The sequence below is a fragment of the Salininema proteolyticum genome, from assembly GCF_042685645.1.
GTDB classification, from domain to species: domain Bacteria; phylum Actinomycetota; class Actinomycetes; order Mycobacteriales; family Micromonosporaceae; genus Salininema; species Salininema proteolyticum.
The window spans coordinates 3,801,933-3,820,801 of record NZ_JBHUNX010000001.1 but is presented as its reverse complement, the minus strand read 5'-3'; the positions used below and the strand labels follow the sequence as shown (position 1 = coordinate 3,820,801).

At 68.8% G+C, this 18,869-nt stretch carries 15 protein-coding genes; 6 read left to right on the top strand and 9 right to left on the bottom strand.

What is annotated here, in order from left to right:
• The first annotated feature begins 218 nt into the window (after positions 1 to 218).
• Entirely contained in the window at positions 219 to 632 is a 414-nt protein-coding gene (locus ACFTE1_RS17650; RefSeq protein ID WP_380624008.1) for a hypothetical protein, read from the top strand.
• Between the two features lie 31 nt (positions 633 to 663).
• Positions 664 to 906, top strand: a complete 243-nt coding sequence (locus ACFTE1_RS17645; RefSeq protein WP_380624010.1) for a DUF4229 domain-containing protein — start codon at positions 664 to 666, stop codon at positions 904 to 906.
• Positions 907 to 915: 9 nt separating this feature from the next.
• Here ACFTE1_RS17645 and ACFTE1_RS17640 read toward each other — a convergent pair whose 3' ends face one another.
• The 9 genes from ACFTE1_RS17640 to ACFTE1_RS17600 form a co-directional block, all read right to left on the bottom strand.
• Positions 916 to 1,791, bottom strand: a complete 876-nt coding sequence (locus ACFTE1_RS17640; RefSeq protein WP_380624012.1) for a hypothetical protein — start codon at positions 1,789 to 1,791, stop codon at positions 916 to 918.
• A gap of 106 nt (positions 1,792 to 1,897) precedes the next feature.
• Positions 1,898 to 4,729, bottom strand: a complete 2,832-nt coding sequence (locus ACFTE1_RS17635; RefSeq protein ID WP_380624015.1) for an FG-GAP repeat domain-containing protein — start codon at positions 4,727 to 4,729, stop codon at positions 1,898 to 1,900.
• A 340-nt stretch (positions 4,730 to 5,069) separates the two neighbouring features.
• Positions 5,070 to 5,675, bottom strand: coding sequence for a pyridoxamine 5'-phosphate oxidase (gene pdxH / locus ACFTE1_RS17630; RefSeq protein WP_380624017.1), 606 nt, complete (start codon positions 5,673 to 5,675; stop codon positions 5,070 to 5,072).
• A gap of 636 nt (positions 5,676 to 6,311) precedes the next feature.
• Positions 6,312 to 7,286, bottom strand: coding sequence for a porphobilinogen synthase (gene hemB, locus ACFTE1_RS17625; RefSeq protein ID WP_380624019.1), 975 nt, complete (start codon positions 7,284 to 7,286; stop codon positions 6,312 to 6,314).
• Between the two features lie 144 nt (positions 7,287 to 7,430).
• Positions 7,431 to 9,002, bottom strand: a complete 1,572-nt coding sequence (locus tag ACFTE1_RS17620) for a uroporphyrinogen-III synthase (protein ID WP_380624021.1) — start codon at positions 9,000 to 9,002, stop codon at positions 7,431 to 7,433.
• A 65-nt stretch (positions 9,003 to 9,067) separates the two neighbouring features.
• Entirely contained in the window at positions 9,068 to 9,991 is a 924-nt protein-coding gene (hemC, locus tag ACFTE1_RS17615) for a hydroxymethylbilane synthase (RefSeq protein ID WP_380624023.1), read from the bottom strand.
• Positions 9,988 to 11,340: a glutamyl-tRNA reductase gene (gene hemA / locus ACFTE1_RS17610; RefSeq protein WP_380624025.1), complete on the bottom strand. Its 1,353-nt coding sequence runs from the start codon at positions 11,338 to 11,340 to the stop codon at positions 9,988 to 9,990. Before hemA ends, hemC begins: the two co-directional genes overlap by 4 nt.
• Positions 11,341 to 11,343: 3 nt before the next feature.
• Positions 11,344 to 12,192 carry a redox-sensing transcriptional repressor Rex gene (locus ACFTE1_RS17605; RefSeq protein WP_380624027.1) on the bottom strand — a complete coding sequence of 283 codons (849 nt, stop codon included), beginning with the start codon at positions 12,190 to 12,192 and terminating at the stop codon, positions 11,344 to 11,346.
• Between the two features lie 458 nt (positions 12,193 to 12,650).
• Positions 12,651 to 12,887, bottom strand: coding sequence for a glutaredoxin family protein (locus ACFTE1_RS17600; protein ID WP_380624029.1), 237 nt, complete (start codon positions 12,885 to 12,887; stop codon positions 12,651 to 12,653).
• Between the two features lie 585 nt (positions 12,888 to 13,472).
• Here ACFTE1_RS17600 and ACFTE1_RS17595 point away from each other — a divergent pair.
• From ACFTE1_RS17595 to folP, 4 genes are all read left to right on the top strand, one after another.
• Positions 13,473 to 14,273 carry a sigma-70 family RNA polymerase sigma factor gene (locus tag ACFTE1_RS17595; protein ID WP_380624032.1) on the top strand — a complete coding sequence of 267 codons (801 nt, stop codon included), beginning with the start codon at positions 13,473 to 13,475 and terminating at the stop codon, positions 14,271 to 14,273.
• A gap of 598 nt (positions 14,274 to 14,871) precedes the next feature.
• The gene (locus ACFTE1_RS17590; protein WP_380624034.1) at positions 14,872 to 16,131 is read left to right on the top strand and encodes a DUF5667 domain-containing protein; all 1,260 of its coding nucleotides are present in this window, start codon (positions 14,872 to 14,874) and stop codon (positions 16,129 to 16,131) included.
• 708 nt (positions 16,132 to 16,839) lie between these two features.
• Entirely contained in the window at positions 16,840 to 17,772 is a 933-nt protein-coding gene (locus ACFTE1_RS17585) for an HAD family hydrolase (protein ID WP_380624036.1), read from the top strand.
• 168 nt (positions 17,773 to 17,940) lie between these two features.
• Positions 17,941 to 18,741, top strand: coding sequence for a dihydropteroate synthase (gene folP, locus ACFTE1_RS17580; protein ID WP_380624304.1), 801 nt, complete (start codon positions 17,941 to 17,943; stop codon positions 18,739 to 18,741).
• The last annotated feature ends 128 nt before the right edge of the window (positions 18,742 to 18,869 follow it).

Genomic DNA, 18,869 nt, shown 5'->3' with positions numbered 1-18,869 from the left:
CGGTTCCTCGGCGGTCACTGCCCGACCTTTCCACCGGGCGAAGACCTAACCCGCGGCGTCCAGACCTGACCGCTCCCCGGCCACGCCCCCTCCGCCGACGGACGGGCGGGGCAGGGCCCGGGCCGTTCTCGGCACGGGTGCGACCCGTTCGGCTTGCGGCCCTCGGCGAACGCGCTGCCGGTACTTCCTGTGAGCCGCGGTACTGCTAGTTTCGAGGGATGAACGACAAGCGCGCCGAGCCCGCCGAGAAGCCCGTGCCCGACACCCTGCCCAAACTCCTGGGCACGGTCCTCGCGATGTTCGTCATGGGCTTCCTGATCCTCGCGGTCGTCGACGTCCTGTTCAGCCTCGTGTCCGACGGTACGATCGGGGTCGTCTCTGGCTGGGCCGCCGCCCTGCTGTGCATGTTCACCTTCACCGAAGAGTTCAAGCGCTACCGCGGCACGCCCGGGCGTATCGGTGTCGCCGGTCTCAGCCTGCTGATCGGAGTGGCCGGCGGGATCGCCGTCACCTTCGTTCTCCCGGACACCTGGTGGCCGCTCATCATCGGCGCCACTGGCTCGGCCGTGGCCGCGCTCGGCTACGCGGTCATTTGGTACTTTGGCATCAACGCAGTAAGTCGCGGTAACTAGTGCTCCGCGACGCCGTCTAAGGAGGCACGCCGTGAACCCGACTCTGGCCTATCTGGGAGCTCGCCTGGGGCTGTTCGTCGCGTGCGTGATCCCCGCGCTGCTGTTCATCGACAACCTGTTCCTGGCGCTCACGCTGAGTGTCGTCGTGTCTATGATCCTGTCCATGGTCCTGCTCAAGAAGCTGCGGGAGGCCATGATCACCTCTATCGACGGCCGCATCAAGGAGCGCCGCGAGGCCAAGGAGAAGCTCCGCAAGGAGTTCGCCGGCGAGTGACCGCCGGGTTCACTTCCTTCCCCTCGCGGGTTCTTCATCGGCGTCCCCTTCTCCGGTCGTCGGCTCACCGCTTATGCTGTCTCTCCTGTTCATAGGCTTACCGCCTATGCCGTCCCTCCTGTTCATAGGCTTACCGCCTATGAACTCCTGCACGGCGATCTTGGCTCGGATCAGCGGTCGCCGGATCCTCTCCTCGCGCCGCTCGGCCCGCTTCAGCCTTAGAATTCCGAAATGGTGATACGGCCGATAGAACCAGCGTGCCCACGGTGACCCCGGGCGCGCCAGCCGCAGGGCGCCGATATAGATCAGCACCGGGACGAACAGACCGACCAGACCCGTCCAGATCTTGCCCTTCAACAGCGTGACGAGGGCGAAACCGAGGTTGACGAGCGTGAAGGCCAGCACGCCGAACCACACCGACCCCAGCTCACCGTCCCTCCGCAGCTCCATGTACTCCTCGATTCCTATCGGATTGAGTCCCATCAACAGCAGGATCGCTATGGCGACGGCGGCGAAGACGGCGTCGATGGACGTCCGCCCCTCTTCCTCCCAGTACACGTCTTTCAGATGCAGGATCAGGGCGAACTCGTCGAGTACGAGGGCGGACCCGATCCCGAAGAGGACCGCCGCCACCACAAGGCCCGGCATCGACCGGTAGGCCAGCAGGGCCGACACTCCGCCGATGAGCATCAGGACGACTCCGAAGACGACGTGGTGGATGTGCAGGCCGCCGGGCGTGACATTGCCCGGCCACCACTTGACCCCGGCGCGGATCATGCGGACGGAGAGCCGGATGAAGCCGAATGTGGCCAGGAAGGCGACGAGGAAGCAGAAGAGCGGGAGCCTCCCCGTCGCGATCACGTGTTCTCCGAGCCAGTGCGACACGAATCCATCATGGGGCAGATTCTCCCGATCCGGTCCTTAATACAGTGAAAGCCCTGGTGAGGCGCGGGTATGCCGCCTCACCAGGGCCGTATTCGGCAATGAGCCTCTATTCGGGCAGGTTCATGGCGTTCCAACCCGTGCCGTAGGCCTTGGGAACGCCGGACAGCGTTCCGCCGCCGTTGCCCCTGTAGAGGTACAGGCGTCCCTCGGACTCGCTGACGGCCAGCAGGTCGAGCTCGCCGTCGCGGTCGAAGTCGCCGATGGACGCGATCTGGCCGTAACCGTTCCAGCCGCTGGCGATCTCGACCCGGTCGTCGAAGGTGCCGTCGCCGTGTCCGCGGTAGAAGAACACCTTTCCGTCCGACGCGCGTCGAGCGATCAGGTCGTAATGGCCGTCGTGGTCGAAGTCCCCGGGGGAGACCAGCGCGTTCATCGAACCCCAACCGGAGCCGATCTTGACGGTCGATCGGAAGGCGCCGGTGCCGTTGCCCGAGTACAGGTAGAGGTACCCGTTGGACTTCCGGGACGCGACGACGTCCATGTGGCCGTCGCCGTCGAAGTCTCCCGCGGAGACGATGAACTCCATGGCGTTCCAGCCGCTGCCGATCTGCAGGCGGTCCTTGAACGTGCCGTCCCCGTTGCCCTTGTAGAGGAAGAGCGCTCCGTCCGACTCTCGGCGCCCGAGGACGTCGCTGTGCCCGTCCTCGTCGAAGTCACCGGCCGTGATGAACGCGTTCATGGAGTTCCAGCCGCTGCCGACATGCTCTCGCGGTTGGAACCCGCCACTGCCGTTGCCCTTGTAGAGGTAGAGCGTTCCGTCAGAGTCCTTGGACGCGTACAGGTCGGGGGTGTGGTCCTCGTCGAAGTCCCACTGGGGCTGCTCGGCCCGCATGACGGGCAGTTCGCGGTAGGTGGTGTTCTCCGCCTTGTCCATCACGTCGATCCATATCGCTCGCCGAGCGTGGTCGTCGAAGGCCACCGGGAAGCTCACGGTGTCCCCGCCCTCGAAGAAGATCCGCCCCGATTCGTGGTCGCCGTCGCCGGCGTTCACGCCGTAATGGATGGATTCCAGGCTTTCGTTGCCTCCGGCGGCGTCAGAGGCCTTCACCGTCACCGTGACCGTGTCGCCCAGGCTCGGGTGGGGATCGTCAACGGTGACGGATTCGATCACCGGGGCCGTGTCGTCCAGATTGACATAGCAGGGATCGGAAATCCAGGGCTCGTTCTCGGCGAGAGGGGAGGTCACCGCGATCTCCCAGAAGTACTTCCCGTCCGGCGGGGTAAAGGAGTCCGGCGGAGACGTCTTGTTCGACTCGTATTCGCCGACGGCCACCGGAAGCGGCTCGGTCGTGTGAACGGCTTCCCCGGACTCCGAGTCGTAGAGGATCGCGTTCCACGTCAGGCCGGCGTCCTGCGGCGGCAGGGGCCAAGTCTGCTCGCTGAAGAACTGGAACTCCACCTGGAACGACCGATGCCAGGAGGCGCTCTCCGGCGAGTGCGCGCAATACGATCCGGTAGCGGTGCTGAAATAGGCGTCGGTGAGCCGGTAGTAGACGCTGAGCCGGGCGGAACCGCCGTCGAACTGGTTCCAGGAGGACGGTTCGCCGTCCGGAGCGGTCATGGCGAAGGAGACGGACTCGTCGCCGGCGGTTTGAGCGTCGGTTACGAAGGCCGCGACATCGAAACCGACGGCGGCCGTGCCTCCGCAGTTCTCGCCATGGTCGGCGGACGAGATACGCGACTCCCCCTCCAGGAGCGCGGGTTTGGAGTTCCAGGTCGCCCCCGAGTCGAACTCGGCGGAACGCCGCAGTACGGCGTCACCGTTCTCGCAGGACGCGGAATGGGTCTGGTCGATGGTGAAGGTAGCCTCGTCGACACTGAACTTCTGCCAGTCTCCGCTGGGATGGCTGCGATCCAGCAGGTCATCCAGGGAGAAGTCCCAATAGGTCTCGGCCTGGGCCGCCAGCTGCGTGCAGTCGGCGGAGGCCACTGTGTCGCAGTAGTGTCCGGCTCCGGCATCGCCCGCCCCCGGATTTCCGGCGTAGTGGGGCGCGGCCCGACCGCTCTCTCCCTTCAGCAGAGCGGAGTCGGGGACGGCCGACGAGACCGATCCCCAGTAGTTCGGGCCCCGTTCGTAGTCGTACCAATCGGCCGAGACGGACAGGGGGTACTCCGTGCCGGGGTCGTCCAGGAACGAATCGTCCAGCGAGAGCGCGAGCGATCCGTCCTCCGTTCCGGCAACGGTAACGGGCAGGGCCGGTGTTCCGGCGCCTTCCGCCTCCCAGGCGGTGAAGGGAGTGGAGGACACCAACGGGGTATCGGAGTCCGGCAGCTTGATGTCGATCGCCGACGTCCCGGATACCTCGGCGCTCTTCCCTCCGTCGGGACGGATTCGGAGTCCGTCGTTCAGCGCCGCGGCTGCCTCTCTGGTCTCCGCTTGGAAGACCATGCTGAACGAGGCGGCGTCCAGGTCGACTGTCAGGTCCAGGCCGGGAGCGATGCCGCTGTACGTCGCGGAGCTGCCGTCGACGGTGGGCTTCGGAAGCTCGGTGCCCCACTCGGCGAAGAAGCGCCAAGACATGTCTACGATGCGGTTCGTCCCGCCGTCGGAGAACTCGGGGTCCATGTAGTCGTTGGGCATCGTGGCTCTGAGTATGCCGTCGAAGCGCTCCAACGTGGGGTCGTAGTGGTAGCCGAGCCTGGAAGGGTAGGCCGCCTCGGCCGCTTGCTCCATGTGGATGAAACCGTCCGGGGTGACGGACACTGCGCTGTAACCGGTTCGGTCTCCGGTGATTTCCACGTCGGTGTCGCATGCCGCCGCGACGGTGGCGGCCGCTTCAAATGTCGACTCGGCGAATCCGTCGGCGGCCTTCTGGTCGCAGTCCACCGCGGGCGGGTCTTCGGCGGCCGCGACCGAGGGGACTTGGAGCGAGGCCACGACCGCCATGGCGGACAGGCCGATGCCAGCGCCTATCCGGCGCCTGGTGCGGGCAGGGTTCGAACAGGGTTCGGGGATGGGAGGTTTGATCGGGTACTCCTTCGAGGGCCCTCGTACTTCGTGAGAAGCGGGCTGTCTTGAATTTCTGTCATGTTATCAAGAGGCCCGGGTGAAGGACCGGGTCCGAGTCACGATCGGTTCCACGCTGCCACTGATCCGGCCGGATGGCCGTGTTCCGGGGTCCCTGGAATATCTTCGGACGCGGCGTTCGCGGACCGCGTCCGGTTCGAGGGCCGGTGTTCTCGGCCGTTGCGGTGATACGGGAGTCGAGAAGGCGCTCTCATGGATAGAGGCGCTCGACGGACCAGACGGAGTCGAAGTCCTTCCGCATGAACCGCAGACGGTCGTGCAGCCGGTGGCTGCGCCCGGCCCAGAACTCGATCGACAGGGGCCGCAGCCGGTATCCGGACCAGTACTCCGGACGCGGGACCTCCCTCCCCTCGAAGCGCTCCACCGCACTGTCGAAGCGCCGCACCAACGCCCGCCGATCGGCGACGGGACGAGACTGCATCGAGGCCCAAGCGCCCAGGCGGCTCTCTCTCGACCTCGTGGCGAAATACGCGTCCGCCTCCGCGTCGGAGACCTGTTCCGCCGGTCCGCGGAAACGGACTTGGCGGTGGAGGGACTTCCAGTGGAACACCGCGGCCGCAAGAGGGTTCGCGGCCAGCTCCTCGCCCTTGGCCGACTCGGTGTTGGTGTAGAAGACGAAGCCGCGAGGGGACGCCTCCTTGAGCAGGACCGTCCGAACGTCCGGCATGCCGTCGGCGTCGCAGGTGGCCAGGGACATGGCGTTCGGGTCGGAGGGCTCCGAGGCGGCGGCCTCCGCGAACCACCGGTCGAACAGTGCGAAAGGGTCGGCCTCGCCGGCGAGGAAGTCGTTCTCCATGGCACTAAAGATAGTCGAGGAAACTCCGACTGGCGCTCGCGTGTCGCGCCCGATTCGGCGATTCGCCGTCCTACACTCTTTCTTGGCCGCCGTGATGGGGCGGCACCCGCTCTTCGAGGAGAGGGGGTGAAACATATGAATAGTGGAACAAGCTATGGCAAAGAGCTCATCGACGCGTTCTGCGATCGCGGATTCGACGTCTGGGCCGGACCAAAGCGCATTGTCGCGATCCGGTCGGAGGACGGATTCTCGGTCCGATGGGACATAGAAAAACCCGTCGACCGTTCGATGGCTGCAACCATAGTGAACGGCCTCCGGGCCTAACAAAAATCCGCTACTTATGTTAGCCCTGGTCCGGGCTTCTTGTCAAGGAAACTCGGACCAGCGGCGGCCATTTACCCCTAACGAGGCATCGCCAACCGCCTTGAGAGGGGACGGGCCGTGTCGGGGATTCCTCGGCACGGCCCAATGCGTTTCCAGGGGTGCCGAAGGCATAGAAAAATCCGTCGGCCGTTCGATGGTTAAAACCATAGTGAACGGCCTACGGGCCAAAAACAACTGCTGACATGCTAGCCCTGTTCCGGGCCGCGGGTCAAGCGTGACCGGTGGACAGCGCGTCACGCCGTCCACGGCATGTCAGCGAATCCGTTGGGCGACGTCGACGGCCGCGTACGTGGCGATCATCGACGCGCCGGCGCGCTTCATCGACAGCAGCGCCTCGTCCATGGCGGCGTCCCCGTCGATCCAGCCGCGCTCGGCGGCGGCCTTGATCTGCGCGTACTCTCCGGACACCTGGTAGACGGCGACGGGGAGAGCGACACGCTCGGCGGCGGCCGCGACGATGTCCAGGTACGGCAGACCGGGCTTGACCATCACGATGTCGGCTCCCTCGGCGGCGTCCAGGTCGATCTCGTGCAGCGCCTCGACGGCGTTGGCCGAGTTCTGCTGGTAGGTGCGCCGGTCGCCCTGCAGTTGCGAGTCCACGGCCTCGCGGAACGGGCCGTAGAAAGCCGAGGAGTACTTCGCCGCGTAGGCGAGCAGTCCGGTGTCCTTCAAGCCCGCCTCGTCGAGGGCGGCGCGGACGTGCCCGATCTGGCCGTCCATCATGCCGGAGGCGCCGAGCAGGTCGGCACCGGCGTTGCCGAGGACGACGCCCATCGCGGCGTAGCGCTCCAGGGTCGCGTCGTTGTCGACCGCTCCGTCGTCGGTGAGGACGCCGCAGTGGCCGTGGTCGGTGAACTCGTCGAGGCACAGGTCGGGGATGACGACCAGGTCGTCGCCCACCTTGTCCTTGATGGCGGCGGTGGTGCGCGCCAGGACGCCGTCGGGAGCGGTGGCCTGCGAGCCGACGGCGTCGCGGACGGTCGGGATCGCGAACGGCATGATGCCGCCGACGCCGGCGTCGAGCGCCTCGGCGGCCAGGTCGACGACTGAGGAGAGGGTCTCCTGGTGGACGCCGGGAAGCGATGAGATGGGCCGGCGCGCGGTCAGGTCCTCGTTCACGAAGACCGGGAGCACGAGGTCGGCCGGGTGCAGGCGCGTCTCGGCGACCAGGCGGCGGAGGCCGGGCGTGCGGCGCAGTCGACGAGGACGGTGCGCGGGAAAGCTCATGGAAATTCTCCTCAGAAGAAAGAAGTCGGGCCGCAACCGAGGTTCAAGCGTAACCCCGGTGCGGCCCGACTTTCGTCTCAGGCGCGTGTCTGACGCGTCTCTCTGTCCGGTTTCAACCGGTCCGCGGACCGGCCTCCGTCACCCTCAGCGGAAGCGGAGCGCGGTCGGACCCTGGATCTTCTGCCCGCGGCGGGTCTTGATCGGACCCTCGGCCAGGCGCTTCTTGAGCTCGTCGGCGTAGTCGGCCAGCGACTCGATCAGCGCCGTGATGTTCGGCGTGTCGGGCTTGGTGTCCACGCGCAGGCCGAACTCGTTGGCCGTCTCGACCGTGGCCGGGCCGATGCAGGCGATGACGGTCCGCTGGTGCGGCTTTCCGGCGATGCCCACCAGGTTGCGGACGGTCGAGGACGAGGTGAACAGCACCGCGTCGAAGCCGCCGCTCTTGATGGCGTCGCGGATCTCCGCCGGCGGGGGAGAGGCGCGCACGGTCCGGTAGGCCGTCACGTCGTCGACTTCCCAGCCGCGCTCGGTCAGCCCGGCGACGAGGGTCTCCGTGGCGATGTCGGCGCGCGGCAGGAGCACGCGGCCGACCAGGTCGAGAACGGAGTCGTGCGGCGGGAAGACCTCCAGCAGGCCCTGCGAGGACTGCTGCCCGGTCGGCACCAGCTCGGGTTCCACGCCGAAGGAGCGGACCGCCTCGGCGGTCGACTCGCCGATGGCGGCGATCTTGATGCCTCCGAAGGCGCGGGCGTCGAGGCCGTGCTCCTGGAACTTCTCCCAGATGGCCTTGACGGCGTTCTGCGAGGTGAAGACGATCCACGCGTAGCGGCCGTCGACGAGCCCCTTGATGGCGCGCTCCATCTGCGCGGGCGTGCGCGGCGGCTCGACGGCGATCGTCGGCACCTCGCACGGGATCGCACCGTAGGCGCGCAGCTTGTCGGCCATGACGCCGGCCTGCTCCTTGGTGCGCGGGATCAGGACCTTCCAGCCGTACAGCGGACGCGACTCCCACCATCCGAGCTCGGCCCGGACCTCGACGCCGGGGCCGATGGTCAGGACGACCTGGCCCGCGTAGCCGAGCGCGGCCTCGACGAACGTGTCGACTGACGAGGTGGTCGTGTACTGGGTCTCCCCGGTCGCGTCACCGGTGACGGCGACGGCCGTCTCGCCCATGACGCCGCCCGCGAGCAGGATGTCGCGGAGGCTGGAGAGGTCGGAGACGTCGGCGGTGACGGTCAGCGAGCCGCGCTTGACGGCGTCGGCCAGGGCCATTGGCTCCAGCGAGGCGATGTCGTCGATGTCGATGACCGTGCGGGTCGACTCCGGCGGCATGCCGGCGTAGACGCTCACGGCCTGGGCGTGGCTCATGCCCGGGATGACCTCGAAGCGGGCGTCGGTCTCGCTGGCGGCCTTGATCTCGGCCTTGGCCAGGCGGTTGGGGTAGACGTCGCCGACGAACAGGCGGCAGACGTTCTGGCCGTCGGCGGCGGCCTCGGCCATGAGTCGCGCCTGGTCGGAGGGGGAGTTCTCGATGAGCTTGAGAGTGCCCTCCCCGGCGAGGCGCGTGCAGAACTCGTGCAGAGCCGAAGGCAGCGAGCGGTCGTAGTAGATGTGGTCGGACTCGGCGATCGCGTCCAGGGCGCGTTTCGTCAGAAGACCCGGGTCTCCGGGGCCAGTCCCGATAAATCGAACTCGACCTACCAGCTTGCGGCTCATCTAGTCAACTCCATCAATGGTGTTTGTCAGCGGTCAATGGGTCCCGCCCGGATCTGGTCCCGGTTCTAGGCGAGGAGGTCGGCCACTCCGCCGTCCAGCAGCTCATCCGCCAGGCGGGTTCCCAGCGCGAAGGCCTCTTCGGGAGACGACACGGTGGCGGTGACCGAGTTGCGGTCGATCCGGGAGCCGTCCTCCGCTGCGACCAGGGCGCGCAGGTAGAGGTCGACGGCTTCGGGGTCCGTGTCGGCTTCGGACGTGTCCGCCAGCGCGGCGACGGGCGCAGTGCAGCCCGCTTCCAGGCGGGCGAGGACGGCGCGTTCGGCGGTGGCGGCGAAGTGGGCGTACCGATCGTTGAGTTTATACAAGATCGCAGAATTTGTCTTGTCCGCTTTGCGGCATTCGAGGGCCAATGCCCCTTGTGCCGGTGCGGGAAGCATCGTGAGGGGGTCGATGGACTGGGTAATATCGCTCTCACGTCCGACCCGGCGCAGCCCCGCCGCGGCCAGGACGACCGCGTCGAGGTCGTTTCCGACGCGGGCCGAGCGCGAGTCGATGTTGCCGCGGATGGGGACGATCTCCCAGCCGCGGTCGAGCGCCCTGAGCTGCGACATGCGCCGCGGCGAACCGGTCCCGATGCGGGATCCGGGCGGAAGGTCGTCGAGAGTCCTTCCCTCCGAGGCGATCAGGCAGTCGCGCGGGTCCTGTCGGGCGGGCACGGCCGGAATGACGAGGTCGTCGGGCTGGGCGGTGGGCAGGTCCTTGAAGGAGTGCACCGCGACGTCGATCTCGTCGTCGCGCAGCGCCTGGCGGAGCTGGTTGACGAAGACGCCGACCCCTAGCTCCGTCACCGGGGCGCTCGAGGTGTCCCCCGTGGTCGTGATGGGCACGAGCTTCACGGCCTCGCCGCTGACTCGTTCGATCTGCTCGGCGGCGTGGCCGGTCTGAGCCATGGCCAGCTTCGAGCCGCGCGTTCCCACGCGAATGGTCATCGGTCCCCCTCGGGCGCTGGAGCCGTGGAACCCGGCGCTCCCGGCGTCTCGGACGCGTCGGGGCGGATGGTGAGCGCCTCGGCGAGCACGTCCTGGGTGGCCGTACCGAGGTCCCCGGAGTCCAGCGCGAATAGTTCGTTCAGAATCTGCGCGTAGTCCGGAGCGCCCGGCTGCCCGGCCAGTTGCCGGATGCGGACGGTGGGCTCGTGCAGGAGCCGGCCCACGACGCGTCGGACCATCGCTGCCACCGTAGCGCGCTGCGGGTCGCTGAAGTCGTCGCGGCGCGCTAGTTTGCACAGTTCGGCGGACACGATCTCTTCGGCCGCATTGCGCAGCGCGGCGACCGTCGGCGTGATCGCCTCGGCCCGCACGCGTTCCAGGTACTCCTCCCGTTCGGCCCGCACGATCGACTCGGCCTCGGCGAACGCGCCCCTCATAGGCGTGTCCCCGGCGGCGCGGCGCAGGCGCTCGAGGTCGACGACCTCGATGCCGGGCAGCAGGGCCGCCTCCGGGTCGGTGTCGCGTGGCAGGGCCACGTCCAGGACCGTGAGCCGCTCCAGGCCGGAGACGAGCTCGGCGGTGACGACCGGCTCGTGCGCCCCGGTGGCGGTGATCAGCACGTCGGTCTCCTTGAACACGCGGGCCAGCTCGCTCCACTCCTCGGCCCGGCCGCCCCACTCGGCGGCCAGCCGGCGCGCCTTGTCCGAGTCGCGGTTGACGACCGTCAGGGCGCCCGGCTCCCGGCGGGCGACGGTGGCCGCGGCGAGCGCGCCCATGGCGCCCGCGCCCAGCACAGTCACGCGGGAGGACTCGACCGACACGTCCAGCCGTTCCTCGGCGAAGGTCAGGGCGGAGGCGATGATCGACGGCGCGGCGGCCTCGATGTCGGTCTCGGCCCGCACGCGCTTGCCGGCGTGGAGGGCGCGCTGGAAGAGGTCGTGCAGGTGCTTCTCGACCTGGCCCCACTCGACGGCGCGCTCGTAGGAGGCCCGGATCTGGCCGAGGATCTGCGACTCGCCGGCGGCGATGGAGTCGAGTCCGGCGATGGTGCGGAACAGGTGGTCGACGGCGTCCTGCCCGTGGCGGGCGAAGCCGATCGAGGCGAAGTCCATGTCCTCCCAGCGTTGCTTGAGCTCGTCGACGATCGCGACGAGGGCGCCGTGGAAGGTGGGCGCGGCGGCGTAGACCTCCACCCGGTTGCAGGTCGAGAGCACCACCGCCTCGGCGACCGCGCCGCTGTCGACGAGTCGGTCGACCGCTGCCCTGCCCTCACTCTCGGTGAAGGCGACGCGTTCGAGCGCGTCGATGGGTGCGCTGTGGTGTGAGAGACCAACAACCAGGAGGTTCACGTTTCAATCCTGTCTCAGTGATTCCGCGTTCTTATGATGTTCGTGGAACGACAGCAGCTGAAGTTCGACGGCCAGGTCGACTTTGCGGACCGCCACACCCTCCGGGACGTCCAGAGGGCGCGGGGCGAAGTTCAGGATGCTGGTGATACCCGACTCCACCAGTGCGTCGGCGAGGTGCTGCGCCGCGTGCTCGGGTGTCGCGATGACTCCTATTCTAATGTCGAGATTGTGAATCGCCTGCGGCAGTTCCCGCACGTCGCGCACTATGTGAGGCTGAACGCGGGTTCCGATCACCCCCGGGTCGGAGTCGAAGACGGCGGCGATGTGGAAGCCGCGGGAGCGGAAGCCCGGGTAGCGGGCGAGGGCCTGCCCCAGATGTCCCATTCCGATGAGCGCGACGCGGGTGATCCGTGTGAGCCCGAGGACATTCATGAGAGTCACGGTGAGATTCGCTACATCGTAGCCGACGCCCCTCATTCCGGCGGCCCCGAGGAGAGACAGGTCCTTGCGCAAGAGGGCCGGCCCGACGCCGGCGGCGGCGGACAGTTGGTCGGAGGAGACGGTCTCCCGGCCCTCGTCGGAGAGGAAGGTCAGCGCCCGGAGGTATTCGGGGAGGCGGCTGACGGTCATGGTCGGCAGCTGTGCGGCGCGCGGGCCCCTGCGGTCGGGGACCGCCCCGTCCGCGGCGCGGTCCGGCGGTCCGCCGCGGTGGTTCTCCGCGGGGGAGTTCTCGTCGTCGGGGCCTTTCGCGTCCGCGGTTCCGCGACGGCGTCCGCCGCCGTGTCCGCCGTCGAGGCCTCTCTCGCCCGGGGGCTTGTCGTCGAGGCCGGTGGGAAGGTCGGAGGTCGCCATTGATCTCCTATCGAAGAAATTGCATTCCTTGTATCTGAAGAGGATAGCGGTCCTGCGCCGTCCCGCACGACCCCTCGAGAACGCCGGGGCGTGGTGTCGCCGGGCGCGGGGCGGCCGCCGTTTCGGCGCGTTCTCGGCGCGCTGCCGGCGTCCCGTCGAAGCAATTCTCGGTATGCATTGTGTCCGAAGGCGGGCGGCGTTTCCGCGGTTTCGAAATTTCGACAATAAACCGAACTAAATAAACACCGAGAGAAATGATCCGATTTCCCTCGGCAACTGTCGGGAGAGGCGGGGGACTGCCCTGGGAGTGCGGGAAGCGGCCGGCTCTTCATGCGGGTTCACCGAGTAGGTCTCCGACCGCTCGAGGAGCGTGGGAAGCGGCTCGGGGAGACGGTTCGGCCGCGTCGACGCGCTCCGCTGCGTCATGCCTCCTGGCGGCCCGGCGGCGCCCGGCCGCCTCAGCTCGACAGGTCCTTCAGCAGGCGCTCGCGGTCGACGGTCCAGTAGCCGTGCTCCCTGCCGTCCAGCAGCACCACGGGAAGCCTGTCGCCGTACTCGACGAGCAGTTCGCGGTCGTCGGCGACGTCCTTCTCCTCCCAGGGCTCGCCGGACTCCTCGGAGACGCGGCGCATCTGGTCGCGGGCCTCCCCGCACAGGTGGCAGTCCTTCGTCGTCACCAGCGTCAGCCGTGCCATGTCGCCTCCTCGAGAGTGTGAAACCCGCCCGTTGCGCGGGGCGCGCCGGAAGAACGCGCCCGAAAAACGCATCTGAAATCCGGATGTCGCACAAACTGTGCGACACGGTGCGTCAGTTTCCCGTCACGATGGATTCCAACAGCGGGTCGCCCCTGGCTTGAAACAGGAGCGGTCCGTTGAGGTATACAGCACCTTAATGGGGAGGGCAAAGGTGGGATACCGCCTTACGGAGGAACCGACACTCATCCGTCGCTCAGGGCCAAGGCAGGTAAATAGTGCCCGAATCTCGCGACACGCCGCGGTGAAATCCACCGAATGCGACTTGAGAATTCTTAAGATCGACGGAGCCTGTACCGGTGGAGACCACGGGGGCGCATCGACAGGGGAGAGCGCGCGCGGCGCAGGAGGCCCCGCCGGCGGAGGACCGACCGGCGCGGCGGCCGCGCAGAACGGGGTGGAGGACCCCGGCGCAGAGCCCCTCCGCACGGGGATCGCCCCGGCGGCGCGCACCCCCGGTTCGGATCCACGACGGGAGAACGGCGCAGAGACCAGTCCGGCCCAACCCCTCGACCGAGGAGGCCAATAGTGCCCGGTTCGCAACCGAGTCTTTTTGCAACTGACTACGATTCACTGTCCGTCAACGAGTTCACCCTCCGCGAGGTGGCCGCCAACCTGGGCTCGCTCAAGGAGGCCATCGGCTACATGATGCGGCTCAGCGCGCCCTCGCGCTCGGTCGCCGAGCGCGGAGAGGCCGCTCCCGCCGGAGCCCGGTCGGCCTCCGGCACGGTCGGGGAGGGACGCCACCGCCAGGACGACTCCGTCGACGACGAGCGCATCACCGAGCTGGTGGAGCGCGCGCAGGGAGGCGACTCCGAGGCCTTCGGCGAGATCTACGACCACTACTCCGCGACCGTGTACCGCTACATCTACTTTCGGGTGAATTCCGTGCCCCTCGCGGAGGACCTCGCCTCGGAGGCGTTCGTGCGGGCCCTGCGGCGAATCTCCTCGTTCAAATGGCAGGGCAGGGCCTTCGGGGCCTGGCTCATCACGATCGCGCGGAACCTCGTGGTCGATTACTATAAGTCGGGGCGTTACCGACTGGAGATCGCCAAGTCCGAGGTCATAGGCGCCGACCAGGCGGACACCGACGCGACGGTCTCACCCGAGACGGCCGCCCTGGACAAGCTGACCAACGCCACGCTCCTCACTGCAGTCAAGAAGCTCAACCCAGACCAACAGGAATGCATAGTGCTGAGATTCCTCCAGGGGTTCAGCGTCGCCGAGACCGCACGGGCCATGGGCAAGAACGAGGGGGCCGTCAAGGCCCTCCAGTACCGGGCCGTACGAACCTTGGCCCGCCTCCTCCCGGACGGATTCCACGGTTAGGAGCCCGCCTTTGTGAACACCTACCCCACACCTTCTCCCCGCGACCCGCACCCCGTCCGAGTACCGGACCGGCCCCGGCCGACCGCGCGGACCACCCGCCGCACCGCGACCGGGCACCACCCGAGGGCGCCGCGATCCGGCGGTGTCGGCCGGACGCGCCACCGCCCGAAGGCGCGACACGTCGACGAACACGTCGCGGGAGGAGCGCCGCTGCCCCAGAGCGGCGCTCTACCCGCCCGAGCCGCACGGTTCGCCGCGCGGTCCCGGCACCGAGGGCACGGCCCGAGGCCGACCCCTCCTCCGTTTCCAAGCCGCGGACGCGCGCGGCCGACAGCGGCCGGCTGTGAACACGGCACGCCGTCGGCGCCGCTCGCAACGCCCGCCCCGTCCGCGCTCCGCCGGGGGCGCCCGGCGCCGGTGGCCCGCGAAACCTCCGCTCCTGTCGCCAAGGCGACCGAAAAACGTCACTCTGCAGGCGTCTACCAGGGGATAAGCCGGTGAGACACGACACCAGAACAATAGGGGCCGTAACCTTTGGCTCTTCCCGATCGTTGAAACGGGTAAAGGACTTCCACACACTCGAGAGGAGGTGTACCCGGTGACGATCAATCCATGGGAGCGACGCCGCGCGGAGCAATTCGCCGCGCTGCTCGACTCCGACGACCCCGCCCACCTCCACTCGACCGAGACCGGTAGCTCACTGGGTGCCGCGCCGGCGGCGGCACCGCCGACGGCATCGTCCCAGGCATCTCAGGAGACGCCGTCCGACGCCGCCGTAGAGCTCGCCGCCATGCTCGCGACGAGCGAACGGCTCGGGGGACTGGGCGACCAGGTCCACCGGGCCACTGAACCCGACGCCGACTGGCGCGGCGCCACACGCCGCCGCCTCATGGCCATAGCGGCCGACGAGGGCATCGGCGTCACCGCCCGCGCCTCCGCGCGGGCCCGCGTTCCCGACACCGGCGTCCCGCCCGTGCACGAAGAGCTCTTCAGCCGCCGTCCCCGCGGCGGACGGCGCGTGGCCGTCGTGGCCGCCCTCCTGGGCGGAACCGTGGCCGTGTCCGGAGTCTCCGCCGCCAGCGGCGACGCGCTCCCGGGCGACGCCCTCTACGGCGTCAAACGCTCCACCGAGCGCGCCCAGCTGGCGCTCGCCGGGGACGACATGTCCAAGGCACAGCTCCACTTCGAGTTCGCCTCCACCCGCCTGACCGAGGCGCGTGAACTGGCCGGGCACCCGGAGGCCTCCGCCGAGGCCATCGACGCCGCCTACTCCGACATCCTCGACGGCGCCGCCCTGTTCCACGGCCTGGCCGCCGAGCAGGGCGACACCGCCGCCCTCGACTACGTCGACCTGTTCGTCAACGACCAGCGGCCGAAGATCGAGGAGCTGACCAACGCGACCAGCGGCGCAGGCGCCGACGCCGCCCAGAACCTCTGGGACATGCTCGGCGAGGCCGGACACCGGTCCCTCGCCCTGCGGCAGGCCCTGGCCTGCGAGGCTCCGGTACAGGAGACCGACCGCCTCGGCCCGCTCCCCGGGCAGTGCGAGATCGGCGACGAGCGCGTCGAGGCTCCCGGCGGACAGGGCCCCGCGGCTCCCTCCGACCCCGGAACCGAGAACGCCGGCGGACACGGCGAGCCGGAGCACGGGACCGAGGACCCGGCCGTCGAGGACTCCGAACGCGTCGAGGACGACTCGGACGCCGAGACGCCGGCGGACGAGAAGGACGCCGACGCCGCCGACGAGAACGAGCCGGCCGCCGACGTGACCGAGGACGACGGAACCGAGGACGACGACGCGAAGAGCAGCGCCCTGGTCGACGAGCTCAACCAGGTGCTGAGCAAGCTGCTCGGCTGAGAGCACGCCGAAGAGACGACCGATCGGCCGTCGGGGCCGCCGACCAAGGTCGCGGTCCCGACGGCCCACCGCGCACTCTCCCGGATTCTGCGGGAGCACCCGAGGCCCCGCGGTGCCGCCGCGCTCCGCATCCCCTTCGCGGGGGCATGCGGTCGGCGACTCCGTGGGACGGGCCAAGCCAACCACGCTCTCGGCCGGGATGGCGATCGGCGGCTATCCGCTCGCGTCGCCCGGTCATCGGACTCGCCGTAACGACCGTTCGCCCCATTCGCGTTCGCCACGGTCGTCCTCCCCTGTACGAGACGCCGCGTAGCGGCGGCCGCATCGTTCAGTGAAGGGTGAATCCCGCTGCCACCAGCATTTTGCGAAGCGCCCGCACCCGGCGAAGCGTCCGCGACACCTTTGCCGGGCGCCGGATCGGCGGCTCCGCGGCCGAGACCGGGGGCGCACACGGTCGGCCCCGTTCCGACCCTCCCCGTACGTCCCGAATCGGCTCCGACATCGCCCGCCCATGCCCGAACGGCCCGAAACCAGCGGATTCCCACCAGTCGGGAGGCAACGTCACAGTCCATTTCGAGGCTCCGAACGGGTTTTCCCCGAAGTTTTCTGTGTAGTCTTTGTCTATACGGCTGAGCGACCCGTGTCGGCCACCGCGCGCGGTTACGGTGGGAATCCGCTCCCATCGACCCCATGCGAGGCCAAGGCGCCATGTTGACCGCCGCACCGTCTCCGGAAGGCACCCTCCTCGAGGCCGCCGACCGCAGCGCCGACCACATCGGAAACGACGAAGGACGAGACCTGACACCCGCGACCGAACACTCGAAGGACCCCGCGCACCCCGACGGCGCGGGCGGCGGCCCCGCTCCGGCCCGAACCACCGCCAAAGCGGCGGCGTTCTTCGACGTGGACAACACCCTCATGTACGGGGCCTCCATCTACTGGCTCGGCAAGGGCCTCGTCCGCCACGGAGTGATCCCCGCCCGCTCCATCGTCCAGTTCACCTGGAAGCAGCTGCGCTACCGCTTCGGCGGCGAACACCACGGGCACATGAACACCGTCAAGTCCGCCGCCCTCGAACTGGTCGCGGGATCCAGCGTGGAACGCCTCAAGCACATCAGCGCCGAGATCGTCGACCGGGACATCACGCCGCGCATCCTCGCCCCCGTCCGCCGCCTCGCCGACACCCACCTCGACGCCGGCCAGGAAGTCTGGCTCGTGACCGCCAGCCCCATCGAACTGGCCGACATCATCGCCGACCGCCTCGGCCTGACCGGCGCGCTCGGCACCATCGCCGAGGTCGAGGACGGCAAGTACACCGGCCGCCTCGTCGGCGACCTGCTCCACGCCGACGCCAAGGCCGACGTCGTCAACCACCTCGCCGCTCAGCGGAGCATCGACCTGGAACGCTCCACCGCCTACTCGGACTCGTGCAACGACCTGCCGATGCTGTCCGTCGTGGGCCAGCCCGTCGCGGTCAACCCCGACCGCAGGCTGACCGGCTACGCCCGCCGCCACAACTGGCCCGTCCTCGATTTCCGCAACGGCCGCAAACTGATGCGCACGGCCGTCCCCGTCGCGGCGGGAGCCGCCACGGTCGCCGCGTGGGCCTTCAGCCGGCGCCGCCGGCCCGGGGAGGGCTGACCGCCTGACCGCGGGCGGTTCAAGGCGCGGCGCGGCCCCGGTCCGGGAGGCCCGCACCGCTCGGAACGGACGCCGGCCCGAGCGCCCCGCACAACTCACAACCGCGCGTCGGCGACCGCGCCTCCCGCAGGGCTCTGCCACCATGGAGGCGTGAGTTCACCGAAGATCATGGGCATTCTCAACGTCACGCCGGACTCGTTCTCCGACGGCGGCAAGTACCTCGACCGCGAGGACGCCATCGCCCATGCCCTCCGCATGACGTCCGAGGGGGCCGACATCATCGACGTGGGCGGCGAGTCCACCCGCCCCGGCGCCGAGCGCGTCGACGCCCCCGTCGAGATCGAACGCGTCGTCGACGTCATCGCCGCGCTCGCCGAGAGGGGCGTGACCGTCTCGGTCGACACCATGCGCGCCCAGGTCGCGGCCGCCGCGATCGAGGCCGGCGCGACGATCGTCAACGACGTCTCCGGCGGGCTCGCCGACCCGGACATGGCCTCCGTGATCGCCTCCACGGGCGTGAAGTGGATCCTCATGCACTGGAGGGGCCACTCCGCCGACATGCAGAAGCTCGCCCGCTACGACGACGTGGTCGCCGACGTCAAGGCCGAGCTCGAGGACCGCGTCGAGTACGCCCTGGACTCCGGTGTGGACGCGGGCCAGATCGTCATCGACCCGGGCATCGGCTTCGCCAAGACCGCCGAGCACAACTGGGCCCTGTCGGCCCACCTGGACCAGCTGACCGCGCTGGGCTACCCGGTCCTGTTCGCCGCCTCCCGCAAGAGCTACCTCGGGCGGCTCCTGGGGGAGCTGGAGGGCCGCGACCGCCCGCCGTCGGGGCGCGACACCGCCACCGCCGCCACGAGCGTCCTGGCCTTCGAGGCCGGCGCCTGGGGCGTCCGCGTCCACGACATCCAGTCCACATACGACGTCCGAGCCGTCTGGGAGCGCACGCGCGCCGCGCGAAACTGAAGCATGTACACCGGGTCCACCGGTACGAAGCGACGGAAGCGCACGCGCGCCGCGCGAAACTGATTGTCGGCGAGAGCCTCTGACTCCTTCCACGGATGCTTGAACTCGCGTGGGTCCTTGCCGTGCCC